The sequence below is a fragment of the Colwellia sp. MB02u-6 genome, from assembly GCF_014077095.1.
Classification (GTDB): Bacteria; Pseudomonadota; Gammaproteobacteria; order Enterobacterales; family Alteromonadaceae; genus Cognaticolwellia.
The window spans coordinates 196,034-216,618 of sequence record NZ_JACGVG010000025.1 but is presented as its reverse complement, the minus strand read 5'-3'; the positions used below and the strand labels follow the sequence as shown (position 1 = coordinate 216,618).

Below are 20,585 nucleotides of genomic sequence, written 5' to 3'. Positions count from 1 at the left end.
TTCGCCCAGCATATTAATGTCCTGCTTAACGGTTGACGGACTGAAGTCCGACCTACAAAACACTTGCCCAAAGCTACATTATCACTCGTCATCACCAGAAAGTAATGATAACAGCCCATCAATTTATGACGGCAACTTAGTCTTTTGCTTGCCATTCAAAAATCATGGTCGCTAAAGGAGGAACAGACATAATAAGTAGGTTTTCTTGACCTGCGTAAGGCTCATTTACTGAGTAGACACCGCCGCCATTGCCGATATTACTACCGCCATAGTTGCTGCTATCAGTGTTTAAACATTCTCGATAAAAACCTGACAAAGGCACACCGACACAAAAGTTTTCGTAACTGCTGGGTGTCAAATTAACAACAACTAAAGCGGGTGCTGTGCCTGCTTGCCCTTTTCTTAAATAAATCAAGATTGATTGTTTATTATTTTGTGAGTCTAGCCATTCAAAACCGTTATTATCGCAGTCAAGCTCATGTAACGCTGAAATATTTCGATAAATGTGATTAAGATCTTTAATCAGCGTTTGTACGCCTTTATGATTAGCATGCTCAAGTAAATGCCAATCTAAACTTTGGTCATGATTCCATTCTTCACGTTGAGCAAATTCACAGCCCATAAACAATAATTTTTTCCCAGGATGGGTCCACATAAAACCGTAATACGCGCGTAAATTGGCAAACTTTTGCCAATCATCGCCCGGCATTTTATTGAGTAGTGAGCCTTTACCATGCACGACTTCATCATGACTAATAGGCAAAACAAAGTTTTCACTAAAACTGTAAACTAAGCCGAAGGTCATTTCGCTGTGATGATGTTGACGATGAATGGGATCACGAGCCATAAATTTTAACGTGTCATTCATCCAACCCATGTTCCATTTAAAGCCAAAGCCTAAACCACCAGCGTCAACCGGTTTAGACACACCGGGCCAAGCAGTTGATTCTTCAGCAACCATCATAACACCAGGATGTTTGGCATAAGAGCGAGTATTAACCTGTTGTAACAATTCAATCGCTTCTAAATTTTCTCGGCCGCCATGAATATTAGGTAACCACTCGCCCGCTTCTCGGCTGTAATCTAAATACAACATAGAGGCAACGGCATCAACGCGTAAGCCATCAATATGAAATTGGTCTAACCAATAAATAGCATTACTGATCAAATAGCTTTGTACTTCTGCGCGACCGTAGTTATAAATAAGGGTCTGCCAATCAGGATGGAAACCTTTGCGAACATCTTCGTGTTCATAAAGACAAGTGCCATCAAACTGACCCGTACCATGCTCATCAGTTGGAAAATGTCCCGGTACCCAATCCAGTAGCAAACCAATACCTGCGCGGTGACAACAATCAACAAAAAATTTAAAGTCATCGCTACTACCAAAACGTGCCGTAGGTGCAAAAAGTCCTATCGGTTGATAACCCCATGAACCATCAAAAGGGTATTCACTTACCGGCATAAGTTGCAGATGGGTAAAGCCCATTTCTACAACATAGGGCACTAATTGCTCAGCTAATTCACGGTAAGTTAAATAATTCGGTGCGTGCGTATGATCAACATTATTTTCTTGGTTTCTTTTCCAAGAGCCTAAATGCACTTCGTAAATAGAAACCGCGCCATTATATTGATTAGATGACGTGTCGCGTTCATTTATCCACTGCTCGTCTTGCCATTGATAGTCACTATTTTGCATAACTTTCGACGCAGTTTCAGGGGCAAGTTGCATAGAAAAAGTATAGGGGTCGGCTTTTAAAGGTTGAATTTGAAAGTTTTGATCGGCTATTTCGTATTTATAACTGGCATTAGCAGCAACATTAGGGAGAAATATTTCCCAAACGCCAGAGCTTAGATGTTTGCGCATGACATGACGTCGACCATCCCAAAAGTTAAAATCGCCCACTACAGAAACACGAGACGCGTTAGGCGCCCACAAAACAAAATGTGTTCCTTGGACATTATCTACTGTAACTTCATGCGAGCCCATCCATTGATAGGTTTGTTCGTCAGTACCTTCACAAAAAAGGTATAAGTCTTGTTGCGTTAATAAAGAGGGATAACGATATGGGTCATCGACAATAATGCTTTCATTTTTATAATAAACGCGTAAACGGTAATCAAATGTATTTCTTCTTCGACCTAATTTTCCTTCAAAAAGTCCAGCTTGATCAACTCTATTTAGTGTTGCCACCAATTTATTATTTTTGCTATCGATTACCTCGACACTGAGTGCCTCAGGTAAAAAAGCTCGCACAATTAATCCGCTCACTGTTGGGTGATTATGCATGCCTAAGACAGAAAAAACATCTTGATGTTGTAGATTAACTATTGCTTTAACCAACTCGTTATCTAACAAGCTTTTTGCTAGGTTATTCATTGTGTCTTCCTAGTATATCGTTAACTCTTTATGTGATTACTTTTACCAACCTAGATTTCATGACTTTAAAATAAATCATTAAAAAAAAAGAGATTAATTGTAATTAATCAAAATAAAATCTAAAGTTTACTCACGATAATTCATGACAAACTAACATGTATAAACTGCTATAAAAGTTAAGTAAAATTGATAATAACTAAGGTAATTTCATCTATATTAGAAATTACCTGTTAAATTAATCCTGCTTATCACTAACTAGTTAGTAGGCTTCTCTAGTTTTTCAAGCATATCTCTAGTGACTAGAACCACGCCTTTATTAGTAACCCTGAAGCCATTCGCACGGTCATCATCATGATTTATGCCAATTTCCATACCTTCTGGAATAACACAGCTTCGATCGATAATGGCTTTTTTAATTTTACTGTTGCGATTAATAATAACCCCAGGTAAAACAACCGACTCATCAATGTCACAATAAGAGTTAACTCTTACTTTTGAAAATAACAAAGAGCGTTTCACAGTAGCACCCGAGACAACAACGCCGCCAGATACTGTAGAGTCGATCGCTATACCACGACGATTGTCTTGGTCAAAAACAAATTTAGCTGGGGCGGTTTGTTCTTGAAAAGTCCAGATAGGCCAGTTTTCATCGTACATATTAAGTTGAGGCTCAGGCTCAACTAATTCCATATTAGCTTCCCAAAAAGAATCTAAAGTACCTACATCACGCCAGTAAGGTTGTTTTTCGCTATCAGGGTCTTTAAATGGAAAAGCAAATACCCGATGAGATTTGATTATTTTAGGAATAATGTCATTACCAAAATCGCCACTTGAGCCTGCTTCTGCGGCATCTTTTTCTAGTTGCTCAAATAAGAACTCAGTATTAAAAACATAGTTACCCATTGACGCTAAGGTAACACCGGGTTTACCAGGCACTTCAGATGGATTGGCCGGTTTTTCATCAAATCGACAAACACGACTGTCTTCATCAACGGTCATTACACCGAACTGACCCGCGGCTTCTTCAACCGAGGTTTCAATACAACAAACGGTCATATCAGCCTCATTAGCAACATGCTCGGCCAGTAATGGACCATAATCCATACGATAAACATGATCACCTGATAAAATCATGACGTATTTTGGCAATTCATGTCTAATGATATCAATGTTTTGAAAAACAGCATCTGCCGTGCCTAAATACCAACCATCACCCTTTTGCTGCGATGCCGGTAAAATTTCAATTGACTCACCTAATTCTTTTTTAAAGTGTCCCCAACCACGGTTGATATGACGAATCAACGAGTGTGATTTATATTGAGTTGCAATACCAACGCGCCTAATGCCTGAATTAATACAATTAGATAAAGGAAAGTCGATGATCCTAAACTTACCACCAAAAAATGTTGCTGGCTTAGCTCTTTTGTCTGTTAATTCATACAATCGTGAACCTCGGCCCCCCGCCAAAATCAACGCGTAAGTCTCTTTTGTTAAATTACTTATTCTTCTTTCTACATTATTGGGCATAACTTGTCCTTTATAAACATTAATTAACGTTCAAGAAATAGCGTTTTACTTATTAAGTAAGTAAATCACTAAAGCTTCCATATTTCATCTCGATATTGCCTAATCGTATGATCGCTCGAAAACACACCACTAGCCGCAGTGTTTAAAATACTCATTTTGGTCCACAAGGTTTGATCGTTATAAGCTTTATCGACAAGGCGTTGAGCTTGAAAATAACTGTCAAAATCATAAGCGGTTAACCACATATCATGCGGGTCACGAATAGCATTAATAATTGAATCGAAAATACAGGGTTCAAATAAATTAAAGTGACCACTTTCTAACAAGTGCATTACCGCCGATAACGTTGCGGAATTAGCGATAATGTCGTTAGGTTGATAATTTGCTCGAATAGCTGAAATTTCATGAGCTTGAGCGCCAAATAAGAAAAAGTTTTCTGCGCCAACCGCATCTCTAATTTCAATGTTTGCGCCATCTAATGTCCCTATGGTTAGCGCACCATTCATCATAAATTTCATGTTACCCGTACCCGAGGCTTCTTTACCTGCCGTTGATATTTGCTCAGACAAGTCGGTTGCAGGACAAATAATTTCCATCGCAGAAACATTGTAATTTGGTATAAAAGCAACTTTTAAGTACTTAGCGGCTTTAGGGTCTAAATTAATGGTGTCAGCGACATTATTAATCAGTTTAATGATCTCCTTGGCCATAACATAGCCTGGAGCCGCTTTACCGCCAATAAGAACACAACGTGGTGTAATATCAGCGGTATCGCCTTTACGAATACGATCATATAAACCAATAACATGCAAAATATTCAGTAGTTGACGTTTGTATTCATGAATACGTTTAACTTGCACATCAAACATCATATCAACACCAAACTTAACACCTGTTGCTTGTTCTACATAGTCAGCTAAAACAGCTTTATTAGCCTGTTTACTTGCTCGCCATTTTTCTTGAAAAGCGTGCTCTTCAGCAAATTTACTTAATTGAGCTACATGAGCAAAATCAGCAACCCAGCCTTTATCAATTTTACTTGAAATAAGTTTAGCTAAACTGGTATTACAATGAGATAACCAACGGCGTGGAGTAACACCATTAGTTTTATTATTAAATTTTTCAGGCCAAAGTTGGTAGAAGTTATTAAATAGTCCGGCTTTTAACAGTTTAGTATGCAAAGCCGCCACACCATTAACTGAATAACTACCCACAATCGCTAAGTGTGCCATACGTACTTGTGGTTCATGGCCTTCTTCAATTAATGACATTGCTTGTTGCTTACTCGAATTTCCAGGCCATGCAACAGCAACCTGTTGAAGAAAGCGGGCATTAATTTCATAAATAATTTCTAAAATACGCGGGATTAGCTTAGCAAATAAACTTACAGGCCACCTCTCTAACGCTTCAGGTAATAGCGTATGATTGGTGTACGCCATTGTTTGTGAAGTAATATTCCAAGCGTCATCCCATGACATAAAATAGTCATCCATCAAAATACGCATTAATTCAGCGACAGCAATGCTTGGATGGGTATCGTTGAGTTGAAAACTATTCAGTTCAACAAATTGATCAAAGTTGTCACCACAGTTTTCAACATAACTATTAATCGTATCTTGCAGGGATGCTGAAGATAAAAAGTACTGTTGTCTTAGGCGCAGTTCTTTACCATTTTCACTACTGTCGTTTGGATAAAGTACCATAGTGATTTGTTCAGCTAGATTCTTTTTAGCGACCGATTCAGTATAACTACCGGCGTTAAATTCTTCTAAATCAAATTCATCTGTCGCTTCAGACTTCCATAATCTTAAGGTATTAACAATACCATTTTGATAGCCAGGAATCGGCATGTCATAAGGTACGGCAAGCACATCTTGAGTATTATTCCATTGGCGATGCTGCTGCCCATTGCGCTCTTTAATCACATCAACATGACCAAAAAATTTAACTCTGATGGTTTTTTCAGGTGCGGCAATTTCCCATGGATTACCATTACGTAACCAATTGTCAGGATGCTCAACTTGCGCGCCATTTTTAATTTCTTGATTGAACATGCCGTATTCATAACGAATACCGTAGCCTATAACGGGTAAAGACAAACTTGCACAGCTATCTAAGAAACAGGCCGCTAAACGTCCTAAACCACCGTTACCTAGGCCAGCGTCATGCTCTGCTTGTTCAACATCTTCTAAATCACAGCAATAACCTTTTAAAGCATCACGAACGGTATCATCTAAATCTAAATTTAAAATAGCGTTATTAAGTGTGCGGCCCATTAAAAATTCTAATGAAATATAACCCACACGGCGCTGATGACCTCGAGATTCTCTAGTTGCTCGCCATTGCGCCACTAAACGATCACGAATAGTGATGGCGAGCGCGTTATAAAGATATAAGTGCGACTTTTGCATCTTGTCACGACCTAATGAAAAATGAAAATGTCGGGCTAAGTCTTCTGAAAAGGTGTGTTCATTCATCAGAACACTACCATCCGATGCAGTAATTTCACATTGAGTATTTTTTTTATTCATCAATCAGTACATCCTATTTATTATAATCAATTATTTAATAAAACAATGGTTGAAAATGGTGCCATAGTAATCAGTCGTTCTGCCGGTATATTTCGTACTTCTGCTTGCTCACTGCTCGACGTTGAATCAATCATGACTTGCCAGTGCTTTATGGTCTCAATCTCTGGCAATTGAAATTCTATCGGCTCTGCTCCCGCGTGAAACAGGCATAAAATAACCGGAGTATCTGGCGCTTTCTCTTGTATCAAATAACCTAGTGTTGCCGCATGATGAGAATGCCAATGATCTTTTTGCATGGCAAAGCCTGACGGATGGAACCAGGTGATATCCACGGAAGATTTTTTATCATCTTTATGAATAAACCGATTATGGCTTAACATAGAAAAGCGTTTTCTGAGTGCAGCCAAGCTAGCGGTAAATGACTTAAGTTCTTGCGCATAGAGCGCGTTTTCATCCCAATTTAACCAATTTATTTCATTGTCTTGGCAATAAGCATTATTATTGCCCTGTTGACTACGTCCTATTTCATCTCCTGCCAGCAGCATAGGTACGCCTTGAGACAACATAAGTGTTGCCATCATGTTTTTTATTTGCCGTAATCTAAGCGACAAAATAGCCTCATCGCTAGTTTCACCCTCTATGCCGTGATTATGGGCAAAATTATCAGAATGACCATCGCGATTGTTTTCACCGTTGGCTTCATTATGGCGGTCTTGATAACTGACTAAATCACGTAAAGTATTACCATCATGACTACAAAGAAAATTGATGCTAGCAAAGGGTTGACGACCACTGTGTTCAAAAATATCACTTGAGCCATGAATTCTGCGGGCAAACTCAGGCAATAAGCCTTTATCGCCTCGCCAATAACGTCTCATGGTATCTCGATAACGGTCGTTCCATTCAGACCACGGCGATGGGAACCCGCCTAATTGGTAGCCTCCGGGACCAATATCCCATGGCTCGGCAATCATTTTTACACTATTGAGAATGGGATCTTGTAAAACAGCGTCTAAAAAGCCATTACTTTTATCAAAACCATGTAGCTCTCGCCCTAAAATAGTGGCTAAATCAAACCTAAAGCCGTCAACACCCATCACCTGAACCCAATAACGTAAACTGTCCATCACCATTTGCAATACACGGGGATGACTGATGTTCAGGGTATTCCCACAGCCAGTGTCATTAATATAATATCGGGGTTCAGCAGAATTTAAGCGATAGTAAGAAAGGTTATCTATACCTCTAAAGCTTAGCGTTGGCCCTAATCTATTTCCCTCACACGTATGGTTGTAAACCACATCAATCAGCACTTCAAAACCGGCCTGATGCAGTTCATCAACCATGCGTTGAAAGTCAAGTATTTGATGTTGGTTTAAATAATCTTGATGGGGCACAAAAAACGCCAGTGAGTTATAGCCCCAATAATTGGACAGTTTTTTGTCCGTTAAAAATTGCTCTGAAATGAATTGCTGTACCGGTAGTAATTCTATCGTTGTGATACCAATAGCACGATAATGAGCGATCATCGCCGGATGACTAATACCTAAAAAAGAACCGCGTAAGTGGTCAGGTACTTGAGGGTTAAGTGCCGTTAGTCCTTTAACATGGCCTTCGTAAATAACGGTGTTTTTCCACGCGATGGGCTTTCTTTGCACAAGCGTTGCAGAGACGTCGGTAACCACAGCTTTGAGCATGACATCGGCATTATCTCTAGCATCAAACGATAAATCTTTTTTAGGATCATTAACATTGTAAGCAAAGTGACGATCTGACCATGAAAATTTACCCGTTAATGCTTTGGCATAGGGATCTAACAATAACTTATGATGATTAAAGCGATGACCCAACTCTGGATTATAAGGCCCATAAACGCGATAACCATAAACTAACCCGGCTTTAGCGCCTTTAAGAAAACCATGCCAAATATCATGCTCACGCTGGGGTAAAACAAAGCGTTTTAATTCTTTGCTGCCATATTGGTCAAAAATACACAGTTCAATTTTTTCAGCATGAGCTGAAAAAATAGCAAAATTAACCCCAGTTTCGGTAACAGTGGCGCCTATTGGATAGACACTGCCGGGCTCCATTCTATAATGTTCCATGTTGCTCCAGTAACATAAGACAGATAATTATTGTTTAATTTATTACAGAATGCCATCTTGATTAAAGTAATAAATTAAAGTTTCTTATAAATTAAATCATCAAAAGCTAAACTTGAACTTGACATTAGCTCTTGATTTTATTCTATTCTATTAAGATAGTGTTCGTCATTTATAAAGTAAAAGACAAAGGCTTTACTCAATACTTATCCATCATAACCATAATTTCAGTTACATTTTAAGGAGTAGTGACTACTACACTATTTTCACTGCCAAATTCATTGGGTAAGTATTGGTCAGCTTGATAATCGTTTTCCCACTCAGTCGCATTTAAGAGGTAACGAAAATGAAAAATGCCCCCCTTAGGTAATCTCAGCTTGGTTTTAAAACTCTGTGTTTTTTTATTAAACTTCATTTCAATGGCTTGCCAGTCATTAAAATCACCAACAAGTGCGGCTGTTGTTACGTTACTTCTATTAAATTCAAAAGTAACTTCAGTTACATCTTTGGTTTTAAAAAATTTCTTAGTTAGCATTGTTATTCTCCATAAATAATGCACTAATTGATCTAACATCAGTGATTTCACTTTATTTAAGTGCTAAATTTTACAACTAATTGCCAATAATGTGTGTTGTTGATTGCAATAGTCATTTATATATCGCCATGATAGAAAAATATAAATCGAGTCAATTATAAAAACTAACCGGCATTATTAAAGTAACTTTACTATTTTGCTTACAATACAACTTCATTTTTGTTGCAAAGTTATGTAAAAAAATTACATTTAATAATTTAACAGCTAAAAAAGTACTGTAAAAAGCTTTTACTGCTGTAATTCTAAACTATAAATTGTTAAAATTACAACAGTATGTAATTTTATTTCATAATAAAAAGAGAGTTTACATGAGTCTCATCGAACAGTTAGCCGATATAGTGGGTTTTCACTCAAGTTACACAGGGACATTCGGCGATCAAGTGCATGCTAAAGACCAGGCGAAACGCGCGTTGTTAAAAGCAATGGGGTTCGAATTGGATGACAAGTCATTAACTGAATCAATCGCTTTTTTAAAGCAAAGTCAGTGGCTTAATATATTACCTGTTGTTCATATTGCCAAACTTGAAGAACAACAACATGTGATTAGAGTAAGTCTGCCTAAAATGGGTAAGTTATTACTCAATTGGAAGGTAACACCTGAGGTAGGCAGTGAAATAGCCAGTGAAATAGCCAGTGAAGTCATAGGCTCGATTAACGTTGACGACATGAAAATTATTGCTGGGGAAAAAATAGCTGAAACACAATATTACCAATATTTACTAGTTTTACCTAAGGTTGAGCAAGGTTATTACCAACTGACGATAAGTTTTGGTGATGTTCAAGCCAGTTGTCCGCTGCTCTATGCACCTAAAAACTGTTACAGCGCTCAAGCAGCTTCAGTGAATAAAATCTGGGGCTACACTGCCCAGTTGTACTCACTGCGTAGTAAAAATAATTGGGGGATAGGTGACTTTACTGATTTAGCTAAACTTGTTGAAACCTCAGCGCAGCAACAAGCCTCTGCTATTGGATTAAATCCATTGCATCCGCTTTATCAACAAAATCCTGCTCATCGCAGCCCTTATTCACCATCAAGTCGTTGCTTTTTAAATCCACTTTATATAGATGTCACCAAGGTCGCCAACTTTGAATACTGCGAACTTGCACAACTAAAAGTAAAAACTAAAACCTTTCAGAAAAACATTACTGATGCTAAAGCCAGTAATTTGATTGATTACTCTGCGGTTGCAAAACTTAAGTTTGACATCACCGAGTTGTTGTTTGAAGATTTTTATCACTACGATACCAGTACTGATAAAACCGATTGTTATAAAAAAATGTCAGTCGAGTTTGATCATTTTAAACAAATAAACGGTCAAAAATTACAGCGTTTTGCCACCTTTGATACTTTATATGAGTATTTTAATATAGCGGATAAAAATGCTTATGGTTGGCAAGATTGGCCAACCAACTTTCAAGATCCAGATAGTGAAGAGGTGCATAGATTTCAACTTGCTCATGCTACACGTATTGAGTACTTTTGTTTCTTACAATGGATAGCTCATCAACAATTGAGTGCCGTCACTCAATATACAGTCGACAAAAATATGGCGATTGGCTTATATCTTGACTTAGCGGTAGGCTGTGATGGCTCAGGCTTTGATGTTTGGTCTGATAAAGAACTTTATGTTGCTGGTGCTTCAATTGGCGCACCACCCGATGGTATGAACTCGCTAGGACAAAACTGGGGATTAACGCCGATTAACCCTGTCGCATTACAAAAACAGGGCTATCAGCCATTAGTAAAAGCACTTCGTAGCAGTATGCAATATGCCGGTGCTTTACGTATTGATCATATTTTAGGCTTAATGCGTCAATATTGGGTAGCGCCAGGCATGGCAGCAAATGAAGGTGTTTATATTAATTTTCCTTGGGATGATATTTTACGGGTGATCGCCTTAGAGTCTCGTCGTAATCATTGTGTTGTGATTGGCGAAGACCTAGGTAATGTGCCTGAAGGATTTAGCGAAACTATTCAAAATGCAGGTCTTTTATCTTTCAAAGTATTGTTTTTTGAACGCTGGGAGTCTGGTTTATTCAAACGCCCTGAAAACTTCCCCCCTCAATCAGTGATAACGGTTGCTACCCATGACACAGCAACATTAACGGGTTGGTGGCAAGGGCGAGATTTACAATGGCGTCAACAACTTAAACTTTATCCTAATGTTGAAGCCGAACATGCTGATAGAGATGCACGCGCCAGTGAACGTGAAAACCTGCTTGCAGCTTTAAACGATCTGCAAGTAATCGATATGAGCAAAGCGCCACCACTTGAACCCGCTCTGATGAATACCGAGCTGAGCATTGCTGTGCAAAAATATTTAGCCGCTTCGCCAAGTCATATTCAACTCATTCCATTGGAGGATGCCTTAGAAATATCTGAACAAGTGAATATTCCAGGTACCATTGATCAGCACCCTAATTGGTTACAAAAATTACCAATAGCGCTAGAGGATTTTTCTCAAACCAGTTCAGTGATAAAAATAGTTCAAGCTATGAATAGCGCGCGGCCAAAATAAATAAATTTTTATAGCACATTAATCAACAGAGTCTTAATTGTCATAAAATTAATAAGGGCATGTCAACTCTCATTGACATGCCCTTAACTTATTCTGTAGCCGTTGTTATCTAGCTAATATGCTTATACCAAGTTCACTCATTATCTGATCATTTTTACTGGTTAAAATAACTTACTACTGCGTTATTTATTTAATAATTAGAACCACTAGTAATTAAAATAAATGCCTTATATTTGGTTATTTATGCGCTAATCGTTAACAAAAAGCCTGAAGGCCTGTAATGGCACGACCTAAAATTAGTGCATGAACATCATGTGTACCTTCGTAAGTATTAACCGCTTCAAGGTTCATCATATGACGAATTACGCCATATTCATCACTAATACCATTGCCACCGTGCATATCACGAGCAACACGAGCAATATCAAGTGATTTACCACAGTTATTACGTTTCATTAATGAGATTAATTCAACCGGACATTGATCCGCATCCATTAAACGACCCATTTGTAAGCAGCCCTGTAGACCAAGCGATATCTCAGTTTGCATATCAGCCAGTTTCTTTTGAATGAGCTGATTAGCCGATAGAGGACGACCAAATTGTTCGCGATCTGCGGTGTAGTTTCTCGCTGAATTAAAGCAAAACTCTGCCGCGCCTAATGAGCCCCAAGCAATACCATAACGCGCTTTATTTAAACAACCAAAAGGCCCAGCTAACCCTGTAATTTCAGGGAACATATTTTCAGCAGGCACGAACACGTTATCCATTACAATTTCGCCGGTTATTGAAGCACGTAAAGAGAATTTACCTTCAATTTTTGGCGCAGACAAACCATCCATACCTTTTTCAAGGACAAAGCCACGAATTTTACCCTCAAGTTTTGCCCAAACCACAAAAACATCCGCGATGGGTGAATTCGTGATCCACATTTTATTACCCGTTACACAATAGCCACCCTCGACTTTCTTAGCGTGAGTGGTCATAGAAGCTGGATCGCTACCTGAATTAGGCTCAGTCAAACCAAAACAGCCAACCCATTCACCTGAAGCAAGTTTAGGTAAATACTTCATACGTTGTTCTTCACTGCCATAAGCATAGATCGGGTGCATAACCAATGACGATTGCACACTCATCGCGCTGCGGTAACCACTATCAACGCGCTCTACTTCACGAGCAATTAAACCATAGCTGACATAATTGATTTCACTGCCACCATATTGAGCGGGTAAAGTAGCACCCAATAAACCTAACTGACCTAACTCACGCATTATTTCGCGATCAAAGTGTTCATTTCTATTAGCTTCAAGCACACGTGGTTGAAGTTTTTCTTGGCAATAGTCATGGGCAGAGTCGCGGATCATACGCTCTTCTTCAGTGAGTTGACCATCAAGAAACATCGGATCTTGCCAGTTAAAAGCAGTTAATTTTTGACTCATAGGATTACCCTGTATCTACTGTTTTGCAGTAATAGTTTGATTTATGATTCTACTCTATCCTTAAAACATAAATAAATATAATATATAGTTATTATATTTTTCATAATTTTTACTTATAGCACTTACTGATATGAATTTGAAACGTCTCGAATATTTTTGTCAATTAGCCGTACTGGGCAACTTTACGCGGGCAGCACATAAAATAGGTATTGCTCAACCCGCATTAACTATCGCCATTCAAAAGCTAGAACAAGAAGTTGGGCTAAAGTTAATTAACCGTGCGGAAAAAAACGCTTTATTAACTGCTGAAGGTGAAGTGCTATACAAATTGTCTACCCAACTATTAAGCCAAGTAAAACAAGTTGAATTAGAATTAGAAGAGTTAAAAAATATCGAACGGGGCACCATTCGTTTTGGCGTTTCAGCCATGATGGGCTCTTACTACTTCCCAAAAATATTGACCGCATTTAAACAAAAACATCCAAAAATAAAAATACACTTAGTTGACCAAGGTACCGCAGCGCTGGAAAAAATGTTGCTGAACGGCGAACTTGATTTAGCGCTGGTACGTGGTGATTTAGAAAATTCACAACTGCGTTACACTGAGCTGATTAATGAGGAAGTTGTTGCCGGCATGGCAAAGTCGCACCCACTAGCTGCTGAGAAAACCCTATCACTGGCACAGTTTTGCCAACAGCCACTGGTATTATTTCATGAAGGCTATTTTTTACGTGAAGTGGTTAGTCAGTATGCAAAAAAACATCACTTAGCATTAGATGTTCGTATGGAAACTAATCTTATTGAGCTGCAAAAGTCATTGGTTCGCAATGGCGTTGGTATTACCACTTGTCTAGCGCGTATTTTACAAAACGAGCCGCAGATGACCTCCATACCTTTTGAGCCAAAAATTGAATTTAAATTAAGTTTAGCGTGGAAAAAAAATCATTCTGTTTCTCAAGCCAGTAGGGCTTTTATGACTTATTTAAGCTCAATGGTTGAGCCTTTGGATTAAGTTTAACTATTTTTATATCACTTAGTTCATCTTAAAAGCAGTTGTAAGTACTGAAGCTAATGTACTTTACTCATTAACACCATGAAACTAATGAAAGATTCATACTGCTTTGCTGCAACGTGAACTAGCTCATATCTTTGCTACTGTTGTGGGTACTAGATAAAGTTGGGAACCGTTGAATAAAGTCGAAAACTGTAATTATTATGTTTAGGTACGAAAATATCTTCCAAAAAATTTAAATTAACTTTGATCTAGAGTGGACACAGCTGAACAACCACATTGAGTTAACAGTCTCCTGATAGCCCACGTTACCCATAAATTGAAATATATGTTTTTTAATGGAAGTCTTGTCATTGAGTCATCTAGACTGACACAGGGGGGACAACTAAGCCAAAGCAGTCGTTAACATCAATCATTCGCTTATGACTTTTGATCCGACATTGCGGACATTAACATCAATAATTTTTTGAATTTCTTTACTATTCAGAAAGTGTTTACCTAGCTCTATATTAATAGACAACAAAGCCACCATATAGTCATTCATCATAGACAGTGCTAACTTTGTACGCATTGCAGAAGTTAGAACATCGTTATAGATAACGTCCGCTGCAAGCCTTGAGTTTCATCACTTGATGTTGATTTCTAATATTAGACCTTCATTAACAACGGGGGAATACTAATTTAGTTAGGAGATTCATATTTTTTTACCACATTTGATGTTAATTACATTTATATTAATATCATCATTTTCATACATGAAACCAATGGGTTGAGTGTTTTATATAACAACGGGCGACATATGAATACCACTGATTACAAGTCACTTGCTAGGTGGTCGTTATCTGTTGAATATATTGGTTTGTAGGTCCCATCCAACTTAAATCATCTAATTATACTGAAACTGATTTAAGTCAGTTTGATCTGACTTTATTTACTATATATTACAAATTGATAAACACCATAGTGAAAAGTTATTGTTACTTCATTAGTGTTTGTGTAAATCATCATTACTTTGAAATTGTTTAGTATTTTAAGTTTGATATGTTCTTTGTATCTAATTACGTATATTTATAGCATAACTATTTTAATGGTTGACAACGAAAACTAACGATAATGGATTAAAAAGGAAGAGAATATGAAATTACGTCTATTGCACGCGGGTATAGTACTTATCGCGAGCTTGGTCTGCGTTTCTGGCGCACAAGCGGGAGTGTTCTCTCAGCGGCAGTGCTGATTTATTTGATCAGACAGGCAATATCTCATTTACCGCTTCACAGCTGGGTTTGACGGTAGGTGATGACATTGACGCAATGTCGGCCGGAGTAATGGGGAACTGTTGCCGGCATTTCAGTGTGGATAAAGCTTCCCAAGGTCAGCCGGGCTCCGACGTTAACGCGCGCTTTTCACTCGGCGATGCCGCATCAGCCTTATATTTTGAGAGTGAACTTGCAAACAGTCATTTCTTGCAAAATAATTTTACTTGGGTTCCCTTTTTAGATCAGGACATCAACGCTGCATTTTTACAGCCAACTGATTTGCAGCTAGTTGATCCAACGTTTTATCAAACACTATTCTTCTCCCTAACGGCTGGGTCCTCTTCTTTACAGACGGGCGGAATTCTTGCTGGATTCTCACCGGGAGATATTTTCCAGACATCTATAGGGGCCTCAACTGCACCTATATTACACAGCTCCCATACCAGTTTTGGTCTAAACGCTACCGATGATATCGACGCACTGAATCTGCAGATAGATTCTATTGACGGTTCAATGATCAACAATGAATTCTCGTTGACAGCTGGCAATTCTCTGAGCGCGTCCGCAGCGGATATTTTGCGCTCAACCAGTTCCTTGAATATCAATGGTATCGGCAGTGCGTCTTCCATTGGACTTCTTCCTAGCGACAACCTGAATGCGCTAGGCCGACTTTTTATAGACATTCCCCCAATGCCCGTGCCTGTTCCTGCCACGGTGTGGCTGTTTGGCTTAAGCCTTCTCAGTTTAATCACAATAGCAAAGAAACGTAAAGCGTAGTCACTATCCCAGCATAACCAACAACGGTTCCTTCGGGGGCTGTTTTTGTTTGGCGCTGAATGGTAATTTTGGCCGTTCTTCTAGCATAAGATGGTTATTCATCTTTGTCCGCTTAGGCTCATAGTGACCCAAAATTTCGTCAAAACTTATCTATGCTAAAGACCGCTTACTGACTTACTGCTGTCGTTAAGGTACTAAAACCTAAGGACAGCGAAGTGGCATAAGTGACAGTTAAGCCAAGTCCCCCAAGTAATTGCCATTTGGCCTTAATAATTATTTATTGTTAACGACTTTTCAGTTCGCATTGAAGACATTAGAATAGTTAGCCTTAATGGAAATTATTCTCAGCGAAAAATAAAAATAATTAAAAAATAGTCTTGCAGGAGAGACATTAAATGAAGCCGTGGTTAAAAAAATCTCTTTTATTGTTATCGTTTTTCTCATCATGAGTTTTGCTGTAGATACTATTTCACAGCATTACCCTGTTTACAGTATTGCCATGCAATCTGGTAATAATGAGACACTAAAAAAACACATGGAAATAGAAAGTTATTAATTTAATGTCATTAACGACGATAATAATCGCATAGCAACTTGTTAGGTGTGCAAGTTACTCCATTAGTATTGGTGATTGACCAAGGTGAACTCGTTCACTTCACAACAGGTTATGTGAGTTTATTTACTTTATGGTGGCGCATTGCTTTTTAAATAGCTCAGGGCATAGAGCGGAATGTAGCAGCTATAATGTAGCCATAACTTAGCAATAATTTTTCTAATGCTTTGTTTTTTATGCGAGGTGGGATATATACTTTTATCCTAATGTGATGATTTTTTCAGTCATAAACGTTTAAACTCTAAGGGAAGTATCGATGGTCATACATCAAAGGCTTGACCCCACAGGCTTATTGGCAATGGCAGACAATCCCTGAAATTTCGGGACTGTCGCAAAAACAACATACTGAACAGGACCTCTTTAGTCACGCTGACGCAATGAGAGTAGATTATCTCGTTACTGCTTGGCTTATTAGCGTTGTAAACAGTGATAGTCGAATCCTTTAAATCACGTCTATTAATTGTCCTATGTTGGCCAAACAAAGGGAGCGGGCTTGGTGGACGTTGTTTCTGATACGGCTGTTTTCTGAGAGAGTATCCCTCTGATTACTTTCCCCGTAGCTTTATGCTTACTACAAAATGTTTTTAGATATAAAATTTCAACTCTACTGCGAGCCCAAGGGGTTGTACGAAGAAATTTCAAACTTGATTTAAGACGTGGTTTATTAGTGAAACAACGAATATTAAGTAATTCACCCATCTTATCCCAACCAACTTCCTTCTCCAGTTCGGTTAGAATCTGTTCAAGTTTAATGCCATGTAGAGGCTCATTACTGTTATTCATAGACCACCTAAAATAAAAAATAGCATTGTAACAAGTTTCCTAAATATTGACAGACTTATGCGTTTAACTCAGGTAAAGCTATACCAAATGCCTATCTATGGTTTTTTTAAGTTTGGATGACACAAAAAATCTAACCCAAACTGAAATATCAACTCAATTATTAATGTTTCGAATGTGGCAAAAGTTAGCGTTTTAAGATGACTTACCACAGACAGCTAAGAGTGTTCAAAAGACGGTCAGAAACGACGACTTCTATAACAAACTCACTGTGTTAGCGGTCACTCACAAGTTACTTAAAACACTTGATAATAGTTTCATCTTAATCCGACCTCAAATCCACATAAATGGCCTGTGTTATGTGTTCAAATCTGTTGCTATTTTAAAGCCTAAGCTCAAGCGTAATGCATTGGCGATGGCAATAATATCAATCACTTCCTGCAATAGAGCACCGGTAACAGGCGTGATGTAACCCGCTGCGGCAAAACCCATCGCAATGACACTTAATGTCATGCCACCAATCGCACTTTGCAGCACAATTCTACGCATGGCTGAGGATATATGAAGTAGTTCATCGACCTTCTCCAAGGTGTTTTCCATGATGACTGCACCCGCTGCTTCAGCGGTCACAGAACTGTGTTGACCAAACGCAATACCCACAGTCGCGGATGCTAGCGCGGGAGCATCATTGATACCGTCGCCCATGAATAATGTGGGCGCTTTAGCCGTTTCCCTCCGCACAATGGCAACTTTTTGCTCAGGGTTCTGCGATGCCAGAGTTTCTTCGATACCCAGTAAATCTGCTAGATAGGCTACTTCTGATTCGCGATCACCCGATACTAGCATGACTTTGTTGAATTGGTGTGAAGGCCCAAGATGGCTAATGAATGATTTGCCATCCGCACGTGGTGTGTCTCGGAAGCGGAAGGTGGCTACATAGTGACCGCCCATCATAATAATACATTCCAGCCCTACCGCTGTTGGGGGGAGTGTATTGGCAATGTCTGGTGAGTCTTTCAGGAGTTTTTTACGATGGGTGACAAAAATTTCATGGCTGTCGACGGTGCCGACAAGCCCTTGCCCTGGTTTTTCAAAAACGCTGACAGCTTCCATCAATGCCAGACTGTCTTTTTCTGCCGCCTGAATAATCGCATTGGCGAGCGGATGTTTGGAGTAACGCTCCAGACTTGCCGTCTGTTGCAGAATTTTATCTCGTTTAATACCATCTACTAAAATAATTTCCGTCAACTCTGGCTTGCTTAAGGTTAGTGTGCCAGTTTTATCAAAAATGGCCGTACGGCAGGTTGGTAGAAGTTCCAGCACAGTTGGGTCTTTGATGATGATTGCCTGCCGTGCCGCCATAGAAATCGCGCTAATCAACGTGATAGGAATAGCAATCAACAACGGGCATGGCGTGGCAACCACCAACACGGCCAAAAAACGCGTTGAATCGCCGGTAAAATACCATGCAGCAAAGGCAAATAATAAAGCAAGTGGCGCAAATACAGCGCCGATCTGATCACCAATACGTCGCATGCTCGGACGTTTCTGCTCTGCTTCCTGCATAACTATCATAATTTGGGCATAGCGGGAATCATGCGCCAGTTTATCAGCACGAATGACGATCACCGCTTCACCATTAATGGCACCAGACAATACAGACGTGCCGGGTGCCTTAGATACTTGATAGGGTTCACCTGTGAGATATGCTTCATCCATCGAGCCGTTTCCATCAATGACTACGCCATCCACCGGTGCAGTTTCATGCGGAAAATCACAATTTCGTCGCCAATAGCAATATCGGCCAGCGCAATACCTTCCACCTTTTCGCCGCGTCTTCGGTGTGCTGTGGAGGGTATGCGCTCTGCCAGTGCAAGTAACACTGAGGATGCCTTACGCATGGCGAAGACCTCCAACGCCTGACCACCGGAAAGCATAATAATAATCAGCACAGCAGCAAGGTATTCATCCAGCCATGTGGCAGTCACCAACACCAGAACAGCAAGTAAATCAGCGCCAATATCACAATGCAGAATCTTAAGTAAAATCTGTAGCACTAGGGGGATGCCGCCAATGGCAACAACTATTAGTAATGGAATATCCGCAGCATTAACCGCGCCAACAAGCGGAAGATTGCTCCAGCGGAATGCAAAATGCAGCACTACTGCAAGCAGGCTCAAAATCAATAACGCCCAATGCCAAGATGAGGCTGAGGGTAGTAAAGGTGAATGTTCAGATACGAGTCGCCGCCGGCAGACTATAATGAGCTTGCAGCAGCCATAGAGATTATTCTCGTTCTACAACTGTAGCTAATTTTTTGATCATGATATTGGTCTAAAAATCAATTTTTGGAACGGTTGCTATGCCAATCATTATCAAGTTAACTTTCGACCTGCTTAAGTCAACTAAAGGGTGTACAGTTGACTTCTACCTATACAAAGAATTTCAAAATTTTTCTTCTGCTTTTGCGCACCAAGAAGTCAGGTTACAACTTTATTTGGAATGTTTTTGATACTTTTTTAATAAATAAAACTTACTGCCCACTTTGTTTCTATCTTTATTCACAAAAATATTCATAAAAACCCATTTATGCTTAACGGCACAAGTAGCCTTGCATGGGATTATTGATTCGATCTTTATTTAGCTTATAAAACCGTGATAACTAATTGATAAACCGGACCAGACGCAGATTAAATGACAGTTTATTTTGACCGCATTTATTGCTTCGTTGTCATTTTACTGGCTACTAACATATCAACATGATCAATCATCCGCTCAACCTCTTTTGTGAAATTGAACCATGGCTAACAATCTATTCCATAATTTTTCTTTCTATAATAGCTAGAGCCAGTACTTTTAATGACGAGTATAAATTACCTTGATTTTAATTTACCTTACAGTAGACTCGTGAAATAACTGGCAACTATTAATGAAAATCAATAGGCGCAAAACTACCAGCCTAAGTGCATTGCATAGGGTCGTGGGGTTGCAATTTATATGGATATTTTTACAACCTTTACTGTGATTTATTAATTACATCATTTATTAGAGGTTGT

The 20,585-nt window shown here is 39.1% G+C and carries 14 protein-coding genes and 1 riboswitch; of the genes, 4 read left to right on the top strand and 10 right to left on the bottom strand.

Annotated elements, in window-relative coordinates; all coding sequences use genetic code 11:
• Positions 1 to 136: 136 nt before the first annotated feature.
• The 5 genes from glgB to H4J46_RS02230 form a co-directional block, all read right to left on the bottom strand.
• Positions 137 to 2,380 carry a 1,4-alpha-glucan branching protein GlgB gene (glgB, locus tag H4J46_RS02250; RefSeq protein ID WP_182231940.1) on the bottom strand — a complete coding sequence of 748 codons (2,244 nt, stop codon included), beginning with the start codon at positions 2,378 to 2,380 and terminating at the stop codon, positions 137 to 139.
• 255 nt (positions 2,381 to 2,635) lie between these two features.
• Complete coding sequence (gene glgC, locus H4J46_RS02245) at positions 2,636 to 3,907, bottom strand: glucose-1-phosphate adenylyltransferase (RefSeq protein WP_182231939.1); 1,272 nt, start codon at positions 3,905 to 3,907, stop codon at positions 2,636 to 2,638.
• A 68-nt stretch (positions 3,908 to 3,975) separates the two neighbouring features.
• Positions 3,976 to 6,438 carry a glycogen/starch/alpha-glucan phosphorylase gene (locus H4J46_RS02240; protein ID WP_182231938.1) on the bottom strand — a complete coding sequence of 821 codons (2,463 nt, stop codon included), beginning with the start codon at positions 6,436 to 6,438 and terminating at the stop codon, positions 3,976 to 3,978.
• A gap of 26 nt (positions 6,439 to 6,464) precedes the next feature.
• Positions 6,465 to 8,543, bottom strand: coding sequence for a glycogen debranching protein GlgX (glgX, locus tag H4J46_RS02235; RefSeq protein ID WP_182231937.1), 2,079 nt, complete (start codon positions 8,541 to 8,543; stop codon positions 6,465 to 6,467).
• Between the two features lie 235 nt (positions 8,544 to 8,778).
• Positions 8,779 to 9,075 (bottom strand): isoamylase early set domain-containing protein, encoded by a 297-nt coding sequence (locus tag H4J46_RS02230; protein WP_182231936.1) that lies wholly within the window; start codon positions 9,073 to 9,075, stop codon positions 8,779 to 8,781.
• 368 nt (positions 9,076 to 9,443) lie between these two features.
• Here H4J46_RS02230 and malQ point away from each other — a divergent pair, with 368 nt between their 5' ends.
• On the top strand, positions 9,444 to 11,654 hold the full coding sequence (malQ, locus tag H4J46_RS02225; protein ID WP_182231935.1) for a 4-alpha-glucanotransferase: 2,211 nt from the start codon (positions 9,444 to 9,446) through the stop codon (positions 11,652 to 11,654).
• Positions 11,655 to 11,909: 255 nt separating this feature from the next.
• Here the strand turns inward: malQ and H4J46_RS02220 are convergent, their stop codons facing one another.
• Entirely contained in the window at positions 11,910 to 13,091 is a 1,182-nt protein-coding gene (locus H4J46_RS02220) for an acyl-CoA dehydrogenase (RefSeq protein ID WP_182231934.1), read from the bottom strand.
• A 130-nt stretch (positions 13,092 to 13,221) separates the two neighbouring features.
• Here H4J46_RS02220 and H4J46_RS02215 point away from each other — a divergent pair, with 130 nt between their 5' ends.
• Entirely contained in the window at positions 13,222 to 14,103 is an 882-nt protein-coding gene (locus H4J46_RS02215) for a LysR family transcriptional regulator (RefSeq protein ID WP_182231933.1), read from the top strand.
• 412 nt (positions 14,104 to 14,515) lie between these two features.
• Here H4J46_RS02215 and H4J46_RS02210 read toward each other — a convergent pair whose 3' ends face one another.
• Positions 14,516 to 14,674, bottom strand: a complete 159-nt coding sequence (locus H4J46_RS02210) for a hypothetical protein (RefSeq protein ID WP_182231932.1) — start codon at positions 14,672 to 14,674, stop codon at positions 14,516 to 14,518.
• A gap of 781 nt (positions 14,675 to 15,455) precedes the next feature.
• On the opposite strand from H4J46_RS02210, the gene H4J46_RS02205 reads away from it, so the two are divergent.
• Together H4J46_RS02205 and H4J46_RS02200 are read left to right on the top strand one after the other, a co-directional pair.
• A complete protein-coding gene (locus H4J46_RS02205) occupies positions 15,456 to 16,136 on the top strand; it encodes a PEP-CTERM sorting domain-containing protein (protein WP_182231931.1) in 681 nt (226 codons plus the stop codon).
• 403 nt (positions 16,137 to 16,539) lie between these two features.
• Positions 16,540 to 16,692, top strand: coding sequence for a hypothetical protein (locus H4J46_RS02200; RefSeq protein WP_182231930.1), 153 nt, complete (start codon positions 16,540 to 16,542; stop codon positions 16,690 to 16,692).
• A gap of 522 nt (positions 16,693 to 17,214) precedes the next feature.
• On the opposite strand, the gene H4J46_RS02195 is transcribed toward H4J46_RS02200, so the two are convergent.
• The 3 genes from H4J46_RS02195 to H4J46_RS16895 form a co-directional block, all read right to left on the bottom strand.
• Positions 17,215 to 17,532, bottom strand: a complete 318-nt coding sequence (locus H4J46_RS02195) for a VF530 family DNA-binding protein (protein ID WP_182135439.1) — start codon at positions 17,530 to 17,532, stop codon at positions 17,215 to 17,217.
• Positions 17,533 to 17,886: 354 nt separating this feature from the next.
• Positions 17,887 to 19,248 carry a heavy metal translocating P-type ATPase gene (locus H4J46_RS02190; RefSeq protein WP_259365656.1) on the bottom strand — a complete coding sequence of 454 codons (1,362 nt, stop codon included), beginning with the start codon at positions 19,246 to 19,248 and terminating at the stop codon, positions 17,887 to 17,889.
• Between the two features lie 20 nt (positions 19,249 to 19,268).
• Positions 19,269 to 19,709, bottom strand: a complete 441-nt coding sequence (locus H4J46_RS16895; RefSeq protein ID WP_220462906.1) for a hypothetical protein — start codon at positions 19,707 to 19,709, stop codon at positions 19,269 to 19,271.
• 728 nt (positions 19,710 to 20,437) lie between these two features.
• Positions 20,438 to 20,523, top strand: a riboswitch (cyclic di-GMP riboswitch).
• Positions 20,524 to 20,585: the final 62 nt, after the last annotated feature.